This is a genomic window from Microbacterium sp. JZ70 (genome assembly GCF_053903225.1).
This window is the reverse complement of the sequence record NZ_CP096405.1, coordinates 287,490-307,328: the sequence shown is the minus strand read 5'-3', so window position 1 is coordinate 307,328 and position 19,839 is coordinate 287,490. Positions and strand designations below refer to the sequence as shown.

16 protein-coding genes are annotated in these 19,839 nt (G+C 71.8%); 10 read left to right on the top strand and 6 right to left on the bottom strand.

The genetic code is table 11. The annotated features are described in order from the left end of the window. Positions 1 to 41: 41 nt before the first annotated feature. Positions 42 to 5,021 (bottom strand): CshA/CshB family fibrillar adhesin-related protein, encoded by a 4,980-nt coding sequence (locus M1D46_RS01390; RefSeq protein ID WP_456286357.1) that lies wholly within the window; start codon positions 5,019 to 5,021, stop codon positions 42 to 44. Between the two features lie 399 nt (positions 5,022 to 5,420). Between M1D46_RS01390 and M1D46_RS01385 the strand changes: the two genes are divergently transcribed. The 4 genes from M1D46_RS01385 (at position 5,421) to M1D46_RS01370 (ending at position 9,661) form a co-directional block, all read left to right on the top strand. Beyond that, a complete protein-coding gene (locus M1D46_RS01385; RefSeq protein WP_456286356.1) occupies positions 5,421 to 6,143 on the top strand; it encodes a GNAT family N-acetyltransferase in 723 nt (240 codons plus the stop codon). 72 nt (positions 6,144 to 6,215) lie between these two features. Then, the gene (locus M1D46_RS01380; protein WP_456286355.1) at positions 6,216 to 7,523 is read left to right on the top strand and encodes a GAF domain-containing protein; all 1,308 of its coding nucleotides are present in this window, start codon (positions 6,216 to 6,218) and stop codon (positions 7,521 to 7,523) included. A gap of 100 nt (positions 7,524 to 7,623) precedes the next feature. Then, complete coding sequence (gene exaC, locus M1D46_RS01375) at positions 7,624 to 9,171, top strand: acetaldehyde dehydrogenase ExaC (protein WP_324013539.1); 1,548 nt, start codon at positions 7,624 to 7,626, stop codon at positions 9,169 to 9,171. Positions 9,172 to 9,268: 97 nt separating this feature from the next. Then, on the top strand, positions 9,269 to 9,661 hold the full coding sequence (locus tag M1D46_RS01370; RefSeq protein WP_456286354.1) for a DUF779 domain-containing protein: 393 nt from the start codon (positions 9,269 to 9,271) through the stop codon (positions 9,659 to 9,661). Positions 9,662 to 9,776: 115 nt separating this feature from the next. Here M1D46_RS01370 and M1D46_RS01365 read toward each other — a convergent pair whose 3' ends face one another. Together M1D46_RS01365 and M1D46_RS01360 are read right to left on the bottom strand one after the other, a co-directional pair. Further along, the gene (locus M1D46_RS01365) at positions 9,777 to 10,307 is read right to left on the bottom strand and encodes a hypothetical protein (protein ID WP_282979881.1); all 531 of its coding nucleotides are present in this window, start codon (positions 10,305 to 10,307) and stop codon (positions 9,777 to 9,779) included. Positions 10,308 to 10,318: 11 nt separating this feature from the next. Continuing rightward, positions 10,319 to 11,467 carry a zinc-dependent alcohol dehydrogenase gene (locus tag M1D46_RS01360; protein WP_324013541.1) on the bottom strand — a complete coding sequence of 383 codons (1,149 nt, stop codon included), beginning with the start codon at positions 11,465 to 11,467 and terminating at the stop codon, positions 10,319 to 10,321. 153 nt (positions 11,468 to 11,620) lie between these two features. Here M1D46_RS01360 and M1D46_RS01355 point away from each other — a divergent pair, with 153 nt between their 5' ends. Together M1D46_RS01355 and M1D46_RS01350 are read left to right on the top strand one after the other, a co-directional pair. Beyond that, the gene (locus M1D46_RS01355) at positions 11,621 to 12,118 is read left to right on the top strand and encodes a DUF2243 domain-containing protein (RefSeq protein ID WP_455969741.1); all 498 of its coding nucleotides are present in this window, start codon (positions 11,621 to 11,623) and stop codon (positions 12,116 to 12,118) included. A 5-nt stretch (positions 12,119 to 12,123) separates the two neighbouring features. After that, complete coding sequence (locus tag M1D46_RS01350) at positions 12,124 to 12,972, top strand: cytochrome c oxidase assembly protein (protein ID WP_456286353.1); 849 nt, start codon at positions 12,124 to 12,126, stop codon at positions 12,970 to 12,972. Here the strand turns inward: M1D46_RS01350 and M1D46_RS01345 are convergent. From M1D46_RS01345 to M1D46_RS01335, 3 genes are read right to left on the bottom strand one after another with little or no spacing between them, the layout of a single operon-like run. After that, complete coding sequence (locus M1D46_RS01345; protein ID WP_456286352.1) at positions 12,917 to 14,053, bottom strand: hypothetical protein; 1,137 nt, start codon at positions 14,051 to 14,053, stop codon at positions 12,917 to 12,919. The genes M1D46_RS01350 and M1D46_RS01345 overlap by 56 nt on opposite strands. A 27-nt stretch (positions 14,054 to 14,080) precedes the next feature. Next, on the bottom strand, positions 14,081 to 14,782 hold the full coding sequence (locus tag M1D46_RS01340) for a cache domain-containing protein (protein ID WP_421075906.1): 702 nt from the start codon (positions 14,780 to 14,782) through the stop codon (positions 14,081 to 14,083). 20 nt (positions 14,783 to 14,802) lie between these two features. Continuing rightward, positions 14,803 to 15,585, bottom strand: a complete 783-nt coding sequence (locus M1D46_RS01335; RefSeq protein ID WP_324013550.1) for a FadR/GntR family transcriptional regulator — start codon at positions 15,583 to 15,585, stop codon at positions 14,803 to 14,805. A 120-nt stretch (positions 15,586 to 15,705) separates the two neighbouring features. Here M1D46_RS01335 and M1D46_RS01330 point away from each other — a divergent pair, with 120 nt between their 5' ends. Genes M1D46_RS01330 through M1D46_RS01315 form a run of 4 tightly spaced genes read left to right on the top strand, consistent with a single transcriptional unit; the run spans position 15,706 to position 19,728 of the window. Beyond that, a complete protein-coding gene (locus M1D46_RS01330; protein WP_456286351.1) occupies positions 15,706 to 16,779 on the top strand; it encodes an ABC transporter ATP-binding protein in 1,074 nt (357 codons plus the stop codon). Between the two features lie 54 nt (positions 16,780 to 16,833). Next, positions 16,834 to 18,024: an extracellular solute-binding protein gene (locus M1D46_RS01325; protein ID WP_455969672.1), complete on the top strand. Its 1,191-nt coding sequence runs from the start codon at positions 16,834 to 16,836 to the stop codon at positions 18,022 to 18,024. Positions 18,025 to 18,083: 59 nt separating this feature from the next. Then, entirely contained in the window at positions 18,084 to 18,911 is an 828-nt protein-coding gene (locus M1D46_RS01320; protein ID WP_271174100.1) for an ABC transporter permease, read from the top strand. A gap of 7 nt (positions 18,912 to 18,918) precedes the next feature. Beyond that, positions 18,919 to 19,728, top strand: coding sequence for an ABC transporter permease (locus tag M1D46_RS01315; protein ID WP_456286350.1), 810 nt, complete (start codon positions 18,919 to 18,921; stop codon positions 19,726 to 19,728). Positions 19,729 to 19,839 lie beyond the last annotated feature (111 nt).

The window sequence follows — 19,839 nt, the reverse complement described above, 5'->3', positions numbered from 1 at the left end:
GGCCGGCCATCCTCTCGGATGACCGGCCGTCTCTCATCGGGTCAGGCCGCGTCGCGCTCGCGACGACGGCGGACGACTATCAGGGCCGCACCGCCGGCCGCGGCGACGAGCGCCGCCAGGAGCGCGCCCACCGTGATCGACACGCCCGTGGGCGACAGCGAGCCGTCGTCCTCCGGCTGCGGGGCCGGCGTCGGGTCCGCCGGCGCACTCGGCGCGGGGTCGGCGGGGTCGGATGGCGCGGGCTCCGCGGGCTCGCTCGGCTGAGGCTCCGCGGGCTCGCTGGGCTGAGGCGCCGGGTCCGTCGGTGTCGGCTCCGGGGTCGGCTCGGGTGCCGGGTCGGTCGGAGTGGGCTCCGGGGTGGGCTCGGGTGCCGGGTCGGTCGGAGTGGGCTCCGGGGTCGGCTCGGGTGCCGGCTCCGTCGGCGTCGGCTCGGGCGTGGGCTCGGGTGCCGGGTCCGTCGGAGTGGGCTCGGGGGCCGGGTCCGTCGGCGTCGGCTCCGGGGTGGGCTCGGGGGCCGGGTCGGTCGGAGTGGGCTCCGGGGTCGGCTCGGGCGTCGGCGTCACCGTCGGGTGCTCCGTGCACAGGCGCGAGTCGGCGTCGCACGCGGTCGGCGGCTCCTCGCCCGTCCGGGTGAGGTGGTTCGCCAGCGTGTGATCGCCCTGCTCGTCATACGGGCGCACCTCGACCGTGTAGGTCACCGCGGCGGTGGCCTCCGCGTCCAGCGTTCCCGTGACGTGCAGCACGTCTCCGTCGAGGACGACCGTGAGGCCATCCGCCGTCGGGCCCTCGACGAGCTCGGCGTCGTCCAGCACGTCGGCGAGCGAGTCAGCCCAGTCGACCGCGGTCGCTGCCTGGCCGTCGTTCGCGAACGACAGCGTGTACGTCACGCGGTCGCCGGCGTCGACGGCCGTGCCCGATGCCGGGTCGGCCGACTTCTCGGCCGTGATGCGGCCGATCGGCGTCACGGTGCAGTCGGCCCCGTCGCACGTCGCGGGCGGCTCCTCGCCCGAGGGCACGAGGAAGTTCGCCGCGACGTCGTTCCCGCGCTCGCCCTCGGCGTTGACGACGACCGTGTATCGCACGGTCACGATCTGGCCTGCCGCGAGCTCGCCGGTGATGGCGAAGGCGCCGTTCAGCACCTCCGTGACCTGCAGTGCGTCGTCGGAGGCCACCGGGGCCTCGCTGAGCGTGGCGTCGTCGAGCACGTCGGCCAGGCGGTCGACGTGCGCGACGGTCGCGGGGCCCTCGCCCTGGTTGTCGAACGTCAGGGTGTAGGTGAGCTCCGTGCCCGTCACGATCGGGTCGGACGACGCCTCGACGGCCTTGCCGGTGAGCAGGCGCCCGATGGGCGTCACCGTGCAGTCGGGGCGCTGGACGTCGGCCGGCTGGCACGTCGGCTCGGTCGGCGGCTCCTCGCCCGCCGGCAGCAGGAAGTTCGCGGCGATGTCGTCGCCGCGCTCGCCGTCGGCCTTCACGGTCACCGTGTACATCACGGTCTCGACTGAGCGCGGTGCCACCTCGCCCGTGATCGCGATCGTGTCGCCGTCGCGGATGGCCGTGAGGGCTCCCGCGGTCGGCTCGACGGTCACGTCGGCGTCGTCGAGCACGTGGACGAGGTGGTCGACCTCGTCGACGCTCGCGGGCGCCTCGCCCGTGTTCTCGAAGTGGAGCGTGTAGGTCAGCTCGGTTCCCGCGGCGACGGGCGTCGCGGATGCCTCGACCGACTTCCACGAGGCGAGCTCGGGAACAGGGTGCTCGGTGCACGACACGAGGGCGTCGTCGCACGACGGGTCCTCGAGGTCGCTCGGCGCGAGGACGTTGGCGAGGCGGTTGTCGCCGCGCGCGCCATCCTGCCCGACCTCGACCGTGTACTCGACGGTCGTGACCTGGCCCGGCTCGAGCGTGCCCGACACGCGCAGAGCGTCTCCGTCGATCACCGCGTCGAGCACGGCGGAGGACGGGTCGTCGACGAGGGCCGCGTCATCGAGCACACCGGACAGGTCGTCGACGTACTCGACGTCGCCGGCCGCCGTGCCGTCGTTGCGGAACTCGAGCGTGTAGGTCACGCGCTGGCCCGCGACGACCGTCTCGCCCGTCGCCGGGTCGGCCGACTTGGCGGCCGAGATCGCGGGCATCGGGGTCGACGTGCAGTCGTCGCCGCTCTCGCACGAGGTGCTCGGAGTCTCACCCGGCGCCACGAGGAAGTTGTCGGCGCGGTGGTCGCCCCGATCGGCCGCGGCCTTGACCGTGACCGTGTAGGTGATCGTCGCGGTCCTGCCCGCGCCGATCGTGCCGCCGATCGCGAAGCGGCCGTCCTGCACCTCGGTCACCGTGACCGACTCCGTGTCGGACGACGGCTGGGTCGTCAGATCGGCGTCGTCGAGCACTCCCGAGAGGTCGTCCTCACGGGCGACGGGCGCGGTCGTCTCGCCCGTGCCCGTGACGGTGATCTCGTAGGTGAGCACCGTTCCCTCGGCGACCGGATCGGTCGACGCGGTCACCGACTTCGCGTACTCGACGGCCGCGATGGGCGTCGTCGTGCAGTCGGGGAAGCGCGCGGCGTCGGACTCGCACACGGGCTCGGTCGGCGGCTCCTCGCCCGCGGGCAGGAGGAAGTTCGCCGCGATGTCGTCGCCGCGCTGCCCATCCGGCTTCACGGTCACGGTGTACCGCACCGGAACCGTGGCGCCGGGAGCGACCGTGCCCGTGATGGCGATGCGGTCGCCGTCGCGCACGACCGTGAGCGTGTCGGACGACGGCTCGACGGTCACGTCGGCGTCGTCGAGCACGTGCACGAGGTGGTCGACCGCGTCGACGGTCGCATCGGCCTCGCCGTCGTTCGCGAACCACAGCGTGTACTCGAGCGTCGAGCCGGCGACGACGGGGTCGTCGTCTGTCTTGACGGTCTTCCACCACGTGAGGTTCGCCGCCGGGATCTGCGCGAAGTCGCAGCTCGGTGCGCCGGACGCGGTGTCGGCCTCGGGCACGCACGCGGTGTTCCGGAGGACGTTGTCACCGGTGCCTCGGAAGTCGACCGTGTACTCGATCGTCACCGTCTGGCCCGACGCGAGAGCGCCCTGCCACGTGAGATAGCGCTCGCCGTCGAAGACCGGCTGCGGGTCGACATCGGACGTCGCGGTGCCGAAGACCGCGTCGTCGAGCACATCGACGAGGTCGTCCTCGACGCGCGCGGGCTCCTCGGCCGTGAAGGCGCCGGGGCCCACGTTCGTGAGCTCGATGCGGAACGTCGCGGTCTCGCCGACGGCGGGGAGCTCCTCGGTGACCGCGGTCTTCACGACCTTCAGCTTCGGGAGCAGGTGCACGGCCTCCGCGCAGGGCTCGCCCGTCGTCGGGTCGACGCCGCCGTCGTCGGGGTCGCAGCTCGGGGTCGCCGGGTTCTCGGGGTCGTTCGGCTCCCACGCGACGTTGCGCGCGGTGCCGTCTCCGCCGGTCTTCACCGTGGTCGTGTAGGTGATCTCGACGGCGTCGCCCGCGGCGAGGGGCCCGGTCCACGACAGCAGCGGCTCGGCGTACGCGAGGTCGCCCTCGCGGTCGGCTCGCGCGTCGTCGCTGTACGCGGCGTCATCCAGCACGCCCGAGAGATCGTCGAAGACGACGGCCGGGTACGCCTCGGTGTACGCGGTGGCTCCCGTGTTCCGCGCGCGGACCGTGTAGGTGACCGTGTCGCCGGGGCGCGTGTCCGCGGTCGCGTCCGAGATCTTCTCGATCGCGAGGTGGGGCAGGGCGATCGAGAGCGCGTGGTCCTCGACCTCGCCCGTCGTCGTCATCCCCACGGGCGAGGCGACGCCATCCGCCGTCTGGGCGATGCGGATGCGCGCGAAGCTCGCGCCGTCCTGCGCGTCCATCGGCACGGTCCACGCCAGGTCGACGGACGCCCCGACGCACTCGACCGCTCCCGAGCGCTCGCCGTCGTCGAAGGCGCCGTTGCGGTTCCAGTCGATCCAGGCCGCGACGAACCCGGGCCCCGTGCAGGACACGTCCTCGAGCACGTAGGGCTCCCCGGGCGTCACGTCGATCGATCCGATCGCGCCCACAGCGTCCTCATCGGCCTGGGCGGTGCGGTCGTCCGCGTCGGCGGCCGCGCTGAACTGGTGGCCGTTGTCCGAGTCGACGATCGCGCCGAGGCGCGTGCGGGGCTGGCTCTGGGTCGCCAGCGCGAACGACGACGAGGAGACGTTCGTCTCGCCCACCGGCACCTCGCCGCCGGTCCAGGCGCGCTCGAAGAGGGCGCCGGCCGCGCCGTAGCTCTCGGGGGCGTCGCCGAAGTCGGCCTCGAGGACGACGCCGAGCGCGACGGCGCTCTTGCCGCCGCCCTTGACCGTCACGGCGGCGCCGGTCGCGCCGTCCATGTAGCCGATCGCCATCGGGCCGCTGCCGCCCCGCTGTCGCGAGGAGCACTGCTCGGCATCCGGGTGCAGGCGCAGGGTCTTGTCGGTGGCGAGGGTCGCCAGCACGTTCGTGTCGCAGCTGCGCGCCCGCTCGATCACGCGCCAGGTCGTGGCGGCCTCGTCGGGCTTGGCCTGGACGTACTCGCCCTGGCTCCGGTTGCTCGACTCCGCATCGGCGACGACGAGGCCGCCGAGCGGCACGAGGGCGCCGTTCAGGCGCGTCTCGCACGAGAAGTGGAAGCTCACCGTCGCGCCGTTGTCGCGGTTCACGAGGCCGTACACCATCTGGTTCGCGGAGCCCGCGCCGCCGATGTTGTACAGGTCGTCGAGCGAGTCGCCGCTGTAGTCGCCCGAGCGGTACGCCGCGACGCTGCCGACGACATCCGTGATCGTGCACGTCGTCGTGAGCTCCTGACCCGCGATGTCGCGCGTGCTCGTCGCAGTCGTCCCGTTCGTGATCGGAGCGCCGCTCGCGCCCCATTCGATCCAGTCGATCGCGCCGATGTGCCGGCCCGATCCGCCCTCCGCATACGTCGCCGCAGCGGGCTCCGCGACGACGAGCGCGCCCGTCGCTCCGACCAGCCCTGCGACGAGCGTCGTGATGACCGCCATCGCGCCGCGTCGCGTCCTGCGTCGTCGTCCGTCGCGGCGCCTTCCGCGCACGCCGAACGTCGGTGTCTCCGTTTTCACCGGTGCCTCCCCAGACAGCCTCTTTTTCGAGAGGGCAGGAGACACGGCGCGCTCCAAGAGCGCACGGCACCAAGCCGAGATGACCGTCGGCCCCAGACCGAACGATCGCATGGGCGTGCGAGCACGCCGAGATTCCCCAACCCCGCCTTCGACCTTATGGGGACTTCTGCCCGGTCATTGTCCGCACTCAGCGGATCTGCAGGTTCGCCCCGCTTTTTCGCCCGCGCATTCACCCCGCCTCGTCCGCGGGCGTGTCGGGAAGCGCCTGCGGCCGTCGCGCGTTGCCGCTCGTGCCGCCATCCGCTCGACAGGAGGACTCCCATGACCTCGGCCATCCCGCTGCCCGCCGACCCCGCGATCGACGACGCGGTCCTCGACAACCCGGCCTGGTCATCCCTCACCGGCCCGCACGCGCACTTCGCGATCGGCAACGAGCTCGTGAAGCACTACCCGGCCGACGTCTCGCCGTTCGTCGGCGTGCGCTCGTGGAGCGACCGCGACGTGTGGGACGCGCTCATCGACGTGTTCGGGCCCGGCGCGCCCGTCACGATCTCGAACGCCGACCCCGAGCTCCCGAGCGGATGGGCCGAGCTCGGCCGCGGCTCGGGCGTCCAGCTCGTCGAGACGGATCGGCTCGCGCCCGTGCCCTTCGACGAGGCCGTCGAGCTCGGCGCGGGCGATGTCGCCGACATGCTCGCGCTCGTCGAGCGCAACCAGCCCGGCCCGTTCCTGCCGCGCACGCACGAGCTCGGCCGCTACGTCGGCGTGCGGCGGGACGGCCGCCTCGTCGCGATGGCGGGGGAGCGCCTGCACCCGGCTGGCTGGACCGAGATCAGCGCCGTGTCGACCGACGAGGCCTACCGCCGGCAGGGCCTCGCGTCGCGGCTCGTGCTCGATGTCGCCTTCCACATCCGCGAGCGCGGCGACCGGGCCCTCCTGCATGCGGCGGCCGACAACGTCGGCGCGATCCGCGCCTACGAGAGGCTCGGGTTCGCGCTGCGCCGCACGTCGGAGTTCCGCACGGTGCAGACGCCCGAGCACTGACCGGGCCTCCCCGACGGCACCGCGGCGACCTACACTGGTGGCCATCCGCTTCCTCGACGAGGAAGGAGCCCCATGTCGTCGCCGTGGCTGCGCAGCGAGGGCGTCCGCGCCTCGCGGCTCCTCGTCGAGCGCGCGCACGATGAGCTCCTCGCCGGCAACAGCGCGGATCCGCGCCTCGCGCAGGTGCGGCCGCTCGTGCGGGAGTCGTGGCGGAGGTCCGTCGGCAGCGCGGTGGGAGCGGAGGCCCTGCCCGCGCTCGAGCTGACCGGAGCCGCCCTCGAGGAGTACCGGCGTGCCCATCCGCTCGCGGGCGCGCTCGCGCTCATCCGCGGACTTCTCCTCCCCGGCGAGGCCGACGAGGCGGGCGTCGTCGTCGCGGTCGGCGATGCCGCCGGACGCCTCCTCTGGGTCGAGGGCGACCGCCGCGTGCGCGCGCTCACGGGCGACATGGGCTTCGTCGAGGGCGCGAACTGGGCCGAGGACCGGGTGGGCACCGCGGCACCCGGCACGGCGCTCGCCCTCGGGAGGTCGGTGCAGGTGCGCGGCGCCGAGCACTTCAACCGCTTCGTGCAGCCGTGGTCGTGCACGGCCGCCCCGGTCAGAGACCCCGAGAACGGCCGCCTCATCGGGGTCATCGACGTGACCGGCGGCGACGAGGCGGCGACCCCGCAGGCGCAGCTGCTCGTCGACGCCACGGCGCGCGCGGTCGAGGGCGAGCTCCTGGTCGCCCGGCTGCGCGCGGAGAAGGCGCCGTCGCGGAAGCCGCGTCGACGCGTCGAGACGGCGCAGCGGGCGACGCTCAGCGTGCTCGGCCGCGATCGCGCGCTGCTCACCCTCGCCGGAGACGGCGGCGAGCGCGTCGTCGAGCTCGGCATGCGCCACGCGGAGCTCGTACTCATGCTCGCGACCCACCGTCAGGGGCTCACGGCCGAGCGGCTCGCCGAGCTCGTCTACGGCGACCCCGCCGCGATCGGCACGCTGCGGCCCGAGATGGTGCGGCTGCGCAAGCTGCTCGAGCGGATGGCGCCGGCGCTCGTCCCCGAGTCCCGCCCGTATCGGATGGCCGGCGAGATCGAGACCGACGCGCAGCAGGTGCTCTCGCTCCTCGACCGCGGCGCCCACCGCGTCGCGCTCGCCGCCTACCGGGGCGACGTGCTGCCCGACTCGGCCGCACCGGGCGTCGAGGAGCTGCGCGAGACCATCCGCTCGTCCCTGCGGGAGGCGCTCCTCGCGGAGGCCGGCGTCGACGTGCTCCTCGCGTACACCGACACCGCGGCGGGCGCCGACGACGTCGAGGCGCTGCGGCAGGTGCTGCGGATGCTCCCGGCCCGGTCGCCGCGGCGCGCCGGCGTCGTCGCCCGGCTCGCGCCGCTCGAGTAGCCCGCCCGCGCGCAATCCGATGCAACCTCCGCCGACGTAGCGTGACGGCACAGCCACGCGGGGGCATCCCCGCGACGTCGCGCAGTCGAAGGAGACAGCAATGACCATCGTGGAAGAGGGCGTCTCGAGCGTCTACGCCGCCCCGGGCGAGAAGGGCTCCGTCGCCCAGTACCGCGCTCGCTACGGCCACTACATCGGCGGGGAGTTCGTCGCCCCGGTCAAGGGCGAGTACTTCGAGGACATCTCGCCCGTCAACGGCAAGCCGTTCTGCGAAGTCGGCCGCGGCACAGCCGAGGACATCGACCGCGCCGTCGAGACGGCGTGGAAGGCGTTCGCGTCGTGGCGGCACACGAGCCCCGCCGAGCGCAGCGTCATCCTCAACCGGATCGCCGACCGCATCGAGCAGAACCTCGAGGCGATCGCCGTCGCCGAGACGTGGGAGAACGGCAAGCCCGTGCGCGAGACACTCGCGGCCGACATCCCGCTCGCGGTCGACCACTTCCGCTACTTCGCGGGCGTGCTCCGCGCGCAGGAGGGCGGGATCAGCCAGCTCGACGAGAACACGGTCGCGTACCACTTCCACGAGCCGCTCGGCGTCGTGGGCCAGATCATCCCGTGGAACTTCCCCATCCTCATGGCGACGTGGAAGCTCGCGCCCGCGCTCGCCGCGGGCAACTGCGTCGTCCTCAAGCCCGCCGAGCAGACGCCCGCGTCGATCCTGTTCCTCTTCGACCTCATCGGCGACCTCCTGCCGGCGGGCGTCGTGAACATCGTGAACGGCTTCGGCATCGAGGCCGGCGCTCCGCTCGCGTCGCACAAGCGCATCCGCAAGGTCGCGTTCACGGGCGAGACGACCACAGGGCGCCTCATCATGCAGTACGCGTCGCAGAACCTCATCCCCGTGACGCTCGAGCTCGGAGGCAAGAGCCCCAACATCTTCTTCGAGGACGTCGCGTCGGCGCAGGACGCGTACTACGAGAAGGCGAAGGAGGGCTTCGCGATGTTCGCCCTGAACCAGGGCGAGGTCTGCACGTGCCCGTCGCGCGCGCTCATCCAGCGGTCGATCTACGACGCGTTCCTGGCGGATGGGCTCGACCGCGTCTCGAGGATCCGGCAGGGCAACCCGCTCGACCCTGAGACGATGATCGGCGCCCAGGCGTCGAACGACCAGCTCGAGAAGATCCTGTCGTACATCCAGATCGGCAAGGACGAGGGCGCGAAGGTCCTCGCGGGCGGCGAGCGCGTCGACCTCGGCGGCGACCTCACGGACGGGTACTACGTGGCTCCGACCGTGTTCGAGGGGCAGAACAGCATGCGGATCTTCCAGGAGGAGATCTTCGGCCCCGTCGTCTCGGTCACCGGCTTCGACACGTACGACGACGCCATCGCGACCGCGAACGACACCCTCTACGGCCTGGGCGCGGGGGTATGGAGCCGGAGCGCCGACCTCTGCTACCGTGCTGGTCGCGCGATCGAAGCAGGGCGGGTGTGGACGAACACCTACCACCAGTACCCGGCGCATGCCGCCTTCGGCGGCTACAAGCAGTCGGGTATCGGCCGGGAGAACCACCTGCGTATGCTCGATCACTACCAGCAGACGAAGAACCTTCTCGTCTCCTATGCGGAGGGGCCCATGGGCTTCTTCTGATCCGATCGGATCCGCCCGGGCGGGATGACCCGAATCCCCGCCCGGGCGTCGGATCCCCGCGACGACGACGTCGCGGGTGCACAGGGAAGGAGGAGGGATGTCCGAGGAGCTCAGCAGGGTCGCGGTGACCGAGGAGGCGGCTGCTCTCCTGCGCACGCTCACGGCCCAGCACGGGCCGCTCATGTTCCACCAGTCGGGCGGGTGCTGCGACGGCTCGTCGCCCATGTGCTATCCGGTCGGGATGTACCTGACCGGCACGGGCGATGTGCTGCTCGGGACGATCGACGCGGGTCTCGACGACCCGATCGAGGTCTACATGTCGGAGTCGCAGTTCGAGTACTGGAAGTACACGCACCTCACGATCGACGTCGTGCCGGGGCGCGGGGGAGGGTTCAGCGTCGAGTCGCCCACGGGCATGCGATTCCTCATCCGGTCGCGCATGCTCACGGAGCCCGAGCTGCAGCACTTCGGCCTGACGCCGCGGGCGTAGCCGCATGCCGGTAGCGCGCCCCAACTCACGCCGCCCCCTGCATGCATGTCTCGCTCACGGCGGGTATCGGGGCGCCGAACCCACGGCGAGTGAGACATGCAGATCTGGGCTGCCGTTACCGGCGTCGCGTGAGGGAGCCGAGGGCGCGCACCGCGAGGACGCCTGCGAGCACCCACGGCCCGACGACGATGATCGGGTCCATCCAGGCGTGGCGGAGGTCGATGCGGCCGCGGCCGATGCGCGACCCGACCGGCCGCCGGCTCCACTCTCCCCGCACGCCCGTCTGCGTGATCGGGTTGTCGGGATGGCGCGACGCGAGCGAGCGCACATGCGCGCCGATCGATTCGACGCGGTCGCCGAGCACGAGCAGCAGCCAGTGCCGCAGCTTGCCCTCGCTGTACCGTGCGTAGGCGATGCGGCGGATCCTGCCCGAGAGCCCGTGCAGCGGCTGGGCGGTGCCGAACACGGGCGGCAGCTGCGGATGCTCGATCGAGTGCTCGCGCGCGGGGTCGGACATCCGCTCCTCGAGCGCCCAGGGGGCGGCGAGATCCTGCGGGTCGAGCTCGTGCTCCTCGCGCCATCCGTCCTCGAGTTCGATCCCCCAGCCGGGGATGCGCGGGCGGAGCGCGTCGACGGGCTGCGTCATGTCCATCCTCCTCAGTCGTCCGAGACCTCGACGACGGTCTTGATGCAGTCGTCGAGCTTCGCCGAGACCATGTGGTAGCCGTCGACGATGTCGTCGAGCGGCAGCCGGTGCGTCACGAGCTCGCGCGGCGCCAGCCGGCCGGCGCGCACGTGGTCGAGCAGGGCGGGCCACATCGCGCGCACGGGCGTCTGGTTGGCGCGGATCGTGAGCCCCTTGTTCATCGCGTCGCCGAACCGGACGGCGCTGTGCAGCGGGCCGTACGCTCCGATCACGGCGACGTTGCCGCCCTTGCGCACGCCGTCGATCGCCCAGTTCAGCGCGACCGGAGAGCCGCCCTGGAGCTTGAGCTTCGAGGCGGTCACGTGCTGCAGCCATCCGCCGTCGGCCTCGGCACCCACGGCGTCGATCACGACATCGGCCCCGAGGTGGTCGGTCTCGCGCTTGAGGTGCAGCACGGGATCGCCGATCTCCGACAGGGCGTGCGTCTCGGCGTACGCGAACGAGCGCGCCTTCTCGAGGCGGTAGTCGAGGTGGTCGAGCACGAGCACGCGGCCCGCGCCCATGAGCCAGGCCGAGCGCGCCGCGGCGAGCCCCACGGGGCCCGCTCCGAAGACCGCGACGGTGTCGCCCTCCTCGATGTGCCCGAGCCGGGCGCCGAAGTAGCCGGTCGTGAACGCGTCGGTGAGCATGAGCGCGTCCTCGTCGCTCAGCCACTCGGGGATGACCATGGGCCCGACGTCCGCGAACGGCACGCGCACGCGCTCCGCCTGCCCGCCGTCGTAGCCGCCCGCCGTGTGGGAGTACCCGTAGATGCCGCCCACGGCCGTCGCGTTCGCGTTCACGCTGTGGCAGTTCGAGAAGAGGCCCTGCCGGCAGAACGCGCACGACCCGCAGAAGATGTTGAACGGCACCATGACCTTGTCGCCGACCGCGAGGCGCTGCACCGAGCCGCCGACCTCCTCGACGACGCCGATGAACTCGTGGCCGAACGTGTGCCCGATGCGCGTGTCCGGGAGCATCCCGTGCAGCAGGTGCAGGTCCGACCCGCAGATCGCGGCCCGCGTCACGCGGACGATCGCATCGTTCGGATGCTCGATGCGCGGGTCGGGCTTTTCCGTCACCTGGAGCTTGTACGGACCTCGGTACGTCAGCGCCTTCATGTGTCCTCCTCGTCGCGTCGAGTCTGCGCAGGGCGCTCGGATGGCGCGAGGGGGTTGCGGATGGCTCGGCACTGTGCGACGCCGCGCGTAGCACGACGGGTCGGCGGATGTCCATGGCTTGGATGGCGACGGCGCACGCGAGAGCGTCGGAGCATGGCCGGATCTCCTGACCCCCGGACCCTGTGGGCCGCGCGCGGCACGTACGCGACGCGCACCGCGTGGGCCGGTGCGCTCTTCGGCATGGGCCTCGTCGCGTTCGTCGACGAGGCCGTGTTCCACCAGATCCTGCACTGGCACCACTTCTACGACCGCGGCACCCCCGCGGCCGGCCTCGTGTCGGATGGGCTCTTCCACGCCTTCAGCTGGTTCGGCACCGTGGCCGGGCTGTTCCTCCTCGCGGATGTCGCGCGGCGCGGGGCGCTCTGGACGCCGCGCTGGGTCGGCGGAGCCCTGCTGGGCGCCGGCGCCTTCCAGCTGTACGACGGCACGATCCAGCACAAGGTGCTCGGGCTCCACCAGATCCGGTACGTGGACGACGTCCTGCCCTACGACATCGCCTGGAACGCAATCGCCGTCCTGCTGCTCGCGGCGGGCCTCGTCCTCGTCGTCCGCACGCGCCCGGCCGCCGCGTGGGCGCACGTCGAGCGATGACGCCGATGTCCGACGGCCACGCGCACGCCCACGGGGCGGGAGTCCCGCTCGACGTCGTCGTCCTCGCATTCGCCGCGCTCGCAGTCGCGTCGTACGCGGCAGGAGCGATCGCCTCGCGGCGAGGCGGGCGGCCGTGGCCCGTGCACCGGATGGCCCTCTGGTGCGTCGGCATCGCGGCCGCGGCCGCGCCGGTCGTCGAGCCGCTCGCCTCGACCGTTCACGGCAGCTTCGTCGGACACACGTGGGGCCATGTCGTGGGCGGCATGCTGGCCCCGATCCTGCTCGTGCTCGCCGCGCCCGTCACCCTCGCGCTCCGCACGCTCCCCGTCACGCCCGCGCGGCGGCTGTCGCGCCTGCTGCGCAGCGCGCCCGTGCGCGTGCTCGCGCACCCCGTGACCGCGGCGCTCCTCTCCTCGGGCGGCCTGTGGCTCATCCACCTCACGCCGCTGCACGAGGCGATGCAGGCGAGCCCGTTCGTGCACCTCGTCGTGCACGCGCACACCGTCGCGGCCGGCTACCTCTTCGCGGCCGCGCTGATCGGCGTCGACCCGAACCCGCATCCGAGCCGATGGACGACGCGCGCGATCGTGCTCGTCCTCGCGATGGCGTCGCACGCGGTTCTCGCGAAGCTCCTCTACGCGCATCCCCCGGGGGCGACCTCCGTCGCCGACGAGCGGCTCGGCGCGCTCACGATGTACTACGCGGGCGGGGTCGTCGAGCTCGGGCTCGTCGTGCTCCTCTGCGCCCGCTGGTATCGCGAAAGCGGGCGCCGCGTCGCGATCGGCGCGGATGATCCGCTCAGTCGAGCACGCCCATCACCTGCAGCACGAACTGCAGGATCACGAAGGCGATGATGACGACGCCGAACCACGAGAACCGGCGCTTGAGGCGCCGACCCGGCTCGGCGACGCCGCGCGGCGGAGGCGTGAGGGGCGCGGCCGCCGAGAAGGCCGGCGCCTCGTGGTGCCCCGAGGCGATCGGACGCGGCACCCCCGTGCCCGCCGCGAGCCGCTCGTCACGCCAGCGCCCCCACTGATCGAGCTTGTGGATGAGGGCGGCGACGACCGAGAAGAGCCACGCCCAGGTCGCGGGATCGAGCGTCGAGACCTCGCGCCGCGTGTAGAGGAACAGCCAGTCGTCGACGATCTCGACGTCGAGCTGCCCGGCGTGGTCGAGGAAGCGCGCCATGATGTCGGGCGTGAAGAGGTAGAGCGCGTCGGCCTCGTAGCCCTGCGGGCAGTACAGCGCGAAGTGCCGGTCGAAGTCGCCCTCGAGCGACAGCCGCTGGTCCTTGTCGAAGCCGACCGGGAGGTTCGAGCCGAAGATCGTGTTGTTGCCCACGGCATCGAGCACGATGTGGGGCAGCGGTGCGTCGAGTCGGATGGCCACGTAGCCCCAGCGATGCGTGGTCTGGTTCTTCCCCGAGCCGGTCGTGTACTGGTAGTTCGCGAACTCCGCGAACCGCGGCGCCTCGCCCCGCACGAGATCGTTCGAGCGGCGGGCGCGACCGAGCCCGAAGATCATGCCGGGGAGGGCGGGGTCGCCGAGCGACGGGAGGTAGCTCATGCCGTTCGCGCGCGCGAAGCGGTCGAGCCGGTACTGCCGCTCGCGGCGCTGCCCCTGGAACGCCCGGACGCCCCAGACGACCGCGCCGGTGATGAGGGCCGCGATGCCGAGCGACACCCAGAATCCGGCGCCCGAGCCGCCGTCGGCGTCCGTGACCATGAACAGGATCGACAGGATGAGGCCGCCGAACCCGAGGATCATGACGCCGACGAAGACGATCGCGATCACCGCGATCACCGCGCCGGCCCCGGTGCCGCTCGGGAAGCGTCGCGAGAGCTCGTCGGCGAACCGCTTCACGTCGGCGCGGTCGACGGGCTCGGTGAGGGGGCGCGCGTCGAACGGCACGCTCTGCTGCGTCGTTCCGGACATGGCCTTCACGCTACAAGAGCGCGCGGATCACCCCACGATGACGTCGAGCGCGACCTCGCCGCAGGAGACGCGAGGCAGCGTCGCGAGGCGGCTCCCGCGCACCGAGTCGCCGGCCCCGGAGCGATGGTCGGTCGACACGACGACCCGGCCGACGCCGTTCACGAGGGTCACCGGGAGCCCCACCTCCTCGAGGCGCGGCGTGAGGTCGCGCTCGATCGAGTCGACGAGCAGGTCGAGCGCGGCCACGCCGGCGAACGCGCCACGGGAGGCGACCGGCGCCGCGATGGTGACCGTGTACTCGTCGCTGCAGAGGTAGTCGACGTAGGGGCCGGCGACGTGCGGGCGGCCCGTCGCGTGCGGCACGCGGAACCACTCCATCTCGCTGTAGTCGATGCGCTCCTTGCCGAGCGATTGCGCCGCGAGGACGAGGCGCGACCGGTCGCTGCCCTGCCACCAGGCGAGGTGGCTGCGTGCGTCGTCGAGCAGGTCGATCGCCGCGACGTAGCCCGCGCCGTACACGGCGAGGTCGGGCAGCGCCAGCAGCGTCATCGCGTGCGGCTGGACGAGTGCGTCGAGCTCGGAGACCGTGAGCGGCGCGGCCGCGCGCACGGCGTCGAGATCCCGCGAGACGGCGGCGGCGGTCTCGACGAGGCTGTCCACGGGCGCGCGGAAGTAGCTCTCGACGATCGACGCGGCACGGTCGACGGCGGTGTCGGTGTCCTGGTGCATGCTGACCTCCTCCTTGAGGTTCACGGGACGTCGTCCGCGCTCGCGGCGGGTCGCGAGCGCAGCTCGATGAGGGTGTCGATCACGGCGGCCGTCATCTCCTCGACCTCGCGGCCGGCGCCGACGTCGTCGCCGGCCTCGATCGCCGCGACGACGCGCTCGAGGCCAGCGCGGTAGGCGTCGCGCGCGGACGCGTCGGCGTCGATGAGCCGCAGGTACGGGGAGAGCTCGGCCTGCAGCTGCATCTGCACGCGGGTCAGCCGCGCCGACTGGCTGAGCGCGACCAGCTCGAGCTGAGCGTCGTCGAGGATGCGGCGCCAGGCCTCGATGTCGGCCGGGTCGAGCCGCTCGAGGTGGCGCGCGACGAGGCGCGCCTCGCTGGGGTCGGCACGCCGTGCGGCGAGACGGACGGCCGCGCCCGTGATGGCGGCGTAGTGGACGCCCATGTCGCGCAGCGCGGTCCGCGTCGCGCGACGGACCGCGTCGCGCGCGTGGGCGAGCGGGTCGGCATCCTCCGCGACGAAGCTGCCGCCGCCCCGGCCGCGCCGCGTCACGACGAGGCCGCGCGAGCGCAGCGAGAGGAGCGCTTCGCGGACGGTGACCGGGGCGACCCCGAAGCTCTTCGCGAGATCGGTCTCGCTCGGCAGGCGCTCGCCCGCGCGCAGGTGCCCGCCGGTGATCGCCTCATCGAGGCGTCGCTCGACGAGCGCGGCGCGCCCCTCGTCGCCGATCGGCTGGAACAGCGCGCCCTGCAGGCGACGCGGGCCCGAGGAGGCGACGGCGTGCGGCGGCGCCTGTGCGGCCATGAGCGGTCCTCCCTCGAGAGCGGTCGTCCCAACGTTATGCCTTCGAGACTTGAAATATGAACTATGGGTTCATATGTTAAACCTCAGCTTCCGTGTTCGACGATGATCCGAGGAGGAGCGATGAGCTCATCGCCCGCTGCCGCACCCGCCCGCCCGCAGTCCGGCGACCCGCACGTGGGTGCTGTCTCGCTCCGCGGTGTCACGAAGACGTTCGGCGAGTTCGACGCCGTGAAGGATCTCGATCTCGACGTCCGCCCGGGCGAGTTCCTCTCGATGCTCGGGCCGTCCGGCTCCGGCAAGACGACCGTCCTGCGCATGATCGCCGGCTTCGAGGACGCGACGTCGGGCGCCATCTCGCTGAACGGCGTCGACGTGACCCGGGTGCCGCCGCACCGACGGCAGGTCAACACGGTCTTCCAGGACTACGCGCTGTTCCCCCATCTCACGATCGAGGAGAACGTGGGGTACGGCCTGCGAGTGCGGGGCGAGGGGAGGGCCGCGCGCCGCGAGCGGGTGGGCTCCGCACTCGAGCAGGTCCGGCTGGCCCACGTCGCGCAGCGGCTCCCGCACCAGCTGTCAGGCGGCCAGCGTCAGCGCATCGCCCTCGCCCGTGCGCTCATCCTGCGCCCGCAGGTGCTCCTGCTCGACGAGCCGCTCGGCGCGCTCGACAAGCAGCTGCGCGAGCAGATGCAGATCGAGCTCAAGCAGATCCAGCGCGAGGTCGGCATCACGTTCATCTTCGTGACGCACGACCAGGAGGAGGCTCTCACCCTGAGCGACCGCGTGGCGGTCTTCAACGGCGGTCGGATCGAGCAGATCGGCACGCCGCGCGAGGTGTACGAGTACCCGCAGACCGAGTTCGTCGCGCGGTTCCTCGGCCTCTCGAATCTGCTGCCCGCAGACGCGGCCGAGCGCATCGCCGGCCGCCGCGAGGCGCTCAGCATCCGGCCCGAGCGCGTGCGGGTGCTCGGGCCGGACGAGCACCCGCGCCCCGGCGAGGTGACGGTCGCGGGCGTCGTGGCGGAGGTCGTCTACACAGGGCCGTCGACCCGGTACCTCGTCGACGTCGAGGGCGGCCTGCAGCTCATCGCCGAGCGCCCCAACGCCCACCATCCGTCCGCGGCCGAGGCCGTCGAGCGCGGCACCGCCGTGCGCGTCGGCTGGCTCGCCGACCACGCCGCGCGCCTTCCCTGACCGCGGCCATCCGCCATCCACCCATCACAGAAGAACCGAACGAGGAGCGATCACATGCGATCCAGGATGATGACCCCAGCGGCGCTCGTCGCCGTCTCGCTGCTGGCCGTGACCGGCTGCAGCAGCACGTCGGAGGCCGCGGGCGGCGAGGAGGCCGCCGGCGGGCTCCAGATCGACGTCCCCGACGTGCCGATGCAGGAGGAGCTCGGCGACTACGAGGGCGAGGTGAACATCGTCGCGTGGAGCGGGTTCGTCGAGCCCGCATGGAGCGACGCGTTCACGGAGGAGACCGGCTGCGTCGTGAACCGCCGCGTGGCGGGCACGAGCGATGAGATGGTCCAGCTCATGCGCACCGGCGACTACGACCTCGTGTCGGCGTCGGGCGACGCGAGCCTGCGCCTCATCGCCGGCGGCGACGTGGCGCCCCTCAACCTCGATCTCATCCCGAACTTCGGAGACGACATCGTCGAGGGCATGAAGGGGCAGGTCTACGACACCATCAACGGGAAGTCGTACGGCGTGCCGATCGGGCGCGGTGCGAACATCCTGCAGTACAACAGCGAGGTCGTCACCGAGGAGCCCACGAGCTGGGACGTCGCATGGGAGGCCGACAGCCCCTACGCCGGCAAGGTGATCGCGTACGACGCGCCCATCTACATCGCCGACGCGGCGGTGTACCTCATGGCGCACGAGCCCGAGCTCGGCATCACCAACCCGTACGCGCTCGACCAGACCCAGCTCGACGCCGCGATCGAGCTGCTCCAGCAGCAGAACGAGATCGTGTCGGAGTACTGGGCCGACCCGGCCGCGCAGATCACCTCCTTCGTCGGCGGCACGACCGTGCTCGGCACGTCGTGGGAGGTGCTGCGCAAGCTCACCGAGGACGAGAAGTTCAAGAGCGTTCTGCCCGAGGAGGGCTCGACCGGATGGTCGGACGCCTGGATGCTCGCGGCCGAAGCCGAGAACCCCAACTGCGCGTACGCGTGGATGGATTACACCTCGTCGCCCGAGGTGAACGGTGCGATCGCGATGAACTTCGGCATGGCCCCCGCCAACGCCGCCTTCTGCGAGACGAGCGACGAGGCGAAGGAGCACTGCGAGTACTACCACGCGACCGACGAGGAGTACTTCGACAAGGTGTGGTTCTGGACCACGCCGATCGAGCAGTGCGTCGACGGCCGCACGGATGTGACGTGCACCAACTTCCAGCAGTGGACGGACGCCTGGCTCTCCGTCAAGAGCTGACCAGCCCGGCGGGGCGGACCCCAGCCGCCCCGCCGTCTCCTCTTCACGACAGGACGACCATGAAACGGCGACTCCAGCTCGCGGGCCTGCTCGCGCTCCCGATGGCCTGGCTCATCGGCATCTACATCTTCTCGCTCGTCATGCTGCTCGTGACGGCGTTCTGGGTGACCGACCCCTTCACCTCGAAGGTCGAGCCCGGGTTCACCCTGCGCAACTTCGAGCAGCTCGTCGCGAATCCCGCCTACCTCTCGACCGCGCTGCGCACCCTCGCGATCGCCCTCGCAGTCACCGTGCTCTGCATCCTCATCTCGGTGCCGCTGGGCATCTTCATGGCGAAGATCGCGCCGACGTGGCTGCGCGCCGTGCTCGCGGTCGCGATCACGCTCCCGCTGTGGGCGGGCTACCTCGTGAAGATCCTCGCGATGCGCATCACCTTCACGGAGGACGGCTTCTTCAACGCCGTGATGGCGCCGCTCGGGATCACGGGCCCCGGGTTCAGCGTGATCACGGTCGTGCTCACACTCACCTACCTGTGGCTGCCGTACATGGCCGTGCCCGTCTACACGGCCATCCGCCAGCTGCCTCCGAATCTCTTCGACGCGTCCGCCGACCTCGGCGCGGGCGCGGGCCGCACCATCCGCACGGTCGTGATCCCGCTCGTGAAGCCCGCGATCATCGCCGGCTCGATCTTCACGTTCTCGCTGAGCCTCGGCGACTACATCGCGGCCAAGTTCGTCGGCGGGTCCACGCAGATGATCGGCAGCGTCATCGCCTCGAACATCAACCTCAACCCCCCGATCGCGGCGGCCTTCTCGGTCGTGCCGATCGCCTTCGTCGTCATCTACCTGATCAGCGTGCAGCGCACCGGCGCGCTGCAGCGGATGTGAGGCCGTCATGCTCAGACTCTCCCTCGGCGCGCGGATCGCGCTCGGCGCCATCGTCGCGGCCGTCCTCGCGTTCATGTACGTGCCGCTCCTCCTCGTCGTGCTCAACTCGTTCAACGAGGCGCGCATCGCGAGCTGGCCCATCCGCGGCTTCTCGCTGCAGTGGTGGGGAGCCGCGCTCGCGAGCGAGCCGGTGCGCGCCGCCGTGGGCAACTCGGTCGCGGTCGGGCTCGGCGCGACCGCGATCGCCCTCGTGCTGGGGACCCTCGTCGCCTTCGCGCTGCAGCGCCACGCCTTCTTCGGCAAGCAGACCGTGAACCTGCTCGTCGTGCTGCCGATCGCGCTTCCCGGCGTCGTCACGGGTGTCGCGCTCAACAACACCTACAACCAGCTGCTCGAGCCGATCGGCATCCACGTCGGCTACTTCGGCATGATCATCGCGCACGGCACCTTCTGCATCGTCATGGTGTTCAACAACGTGCTCGCGCGACTGCGGAGACTGAGCCCCAACGTCGAGGAGGCCTCCGCCGACCTCGGCGCGACGCCGTGGCAGACGTTCCGCATGGTCACGTTCCCGCAGTTCCGCAGCGCGTTCGCCGCGGGCGGCATCCTCGCGTTCGCGCTCAGCTTCGACGAGGTCGTCGTGACGATCTTCACGGCGCCCGCCGGCGTCGACACCCTGCCCCTGTGGATCATGAACCAGATGGCCCGGCCGAACGAGGCGAGCGTGGTCAACGTGGTCGCGACGGTCATCATCGTGCTGTCGTTCATCCCCGTGTGGATCTCGCAGCGGCTCGCGAGCGACCGCGACGGGGTGTGAGGGGGCGGGCGCGCCGTCACGGGATGTTCACCTCGGATTCCCTTCCGGGTACGGCGGTCTCGTAATTCGGCGTCACCTCGACCGGGTTGCCTTTCGATATCGCCCGTCGCG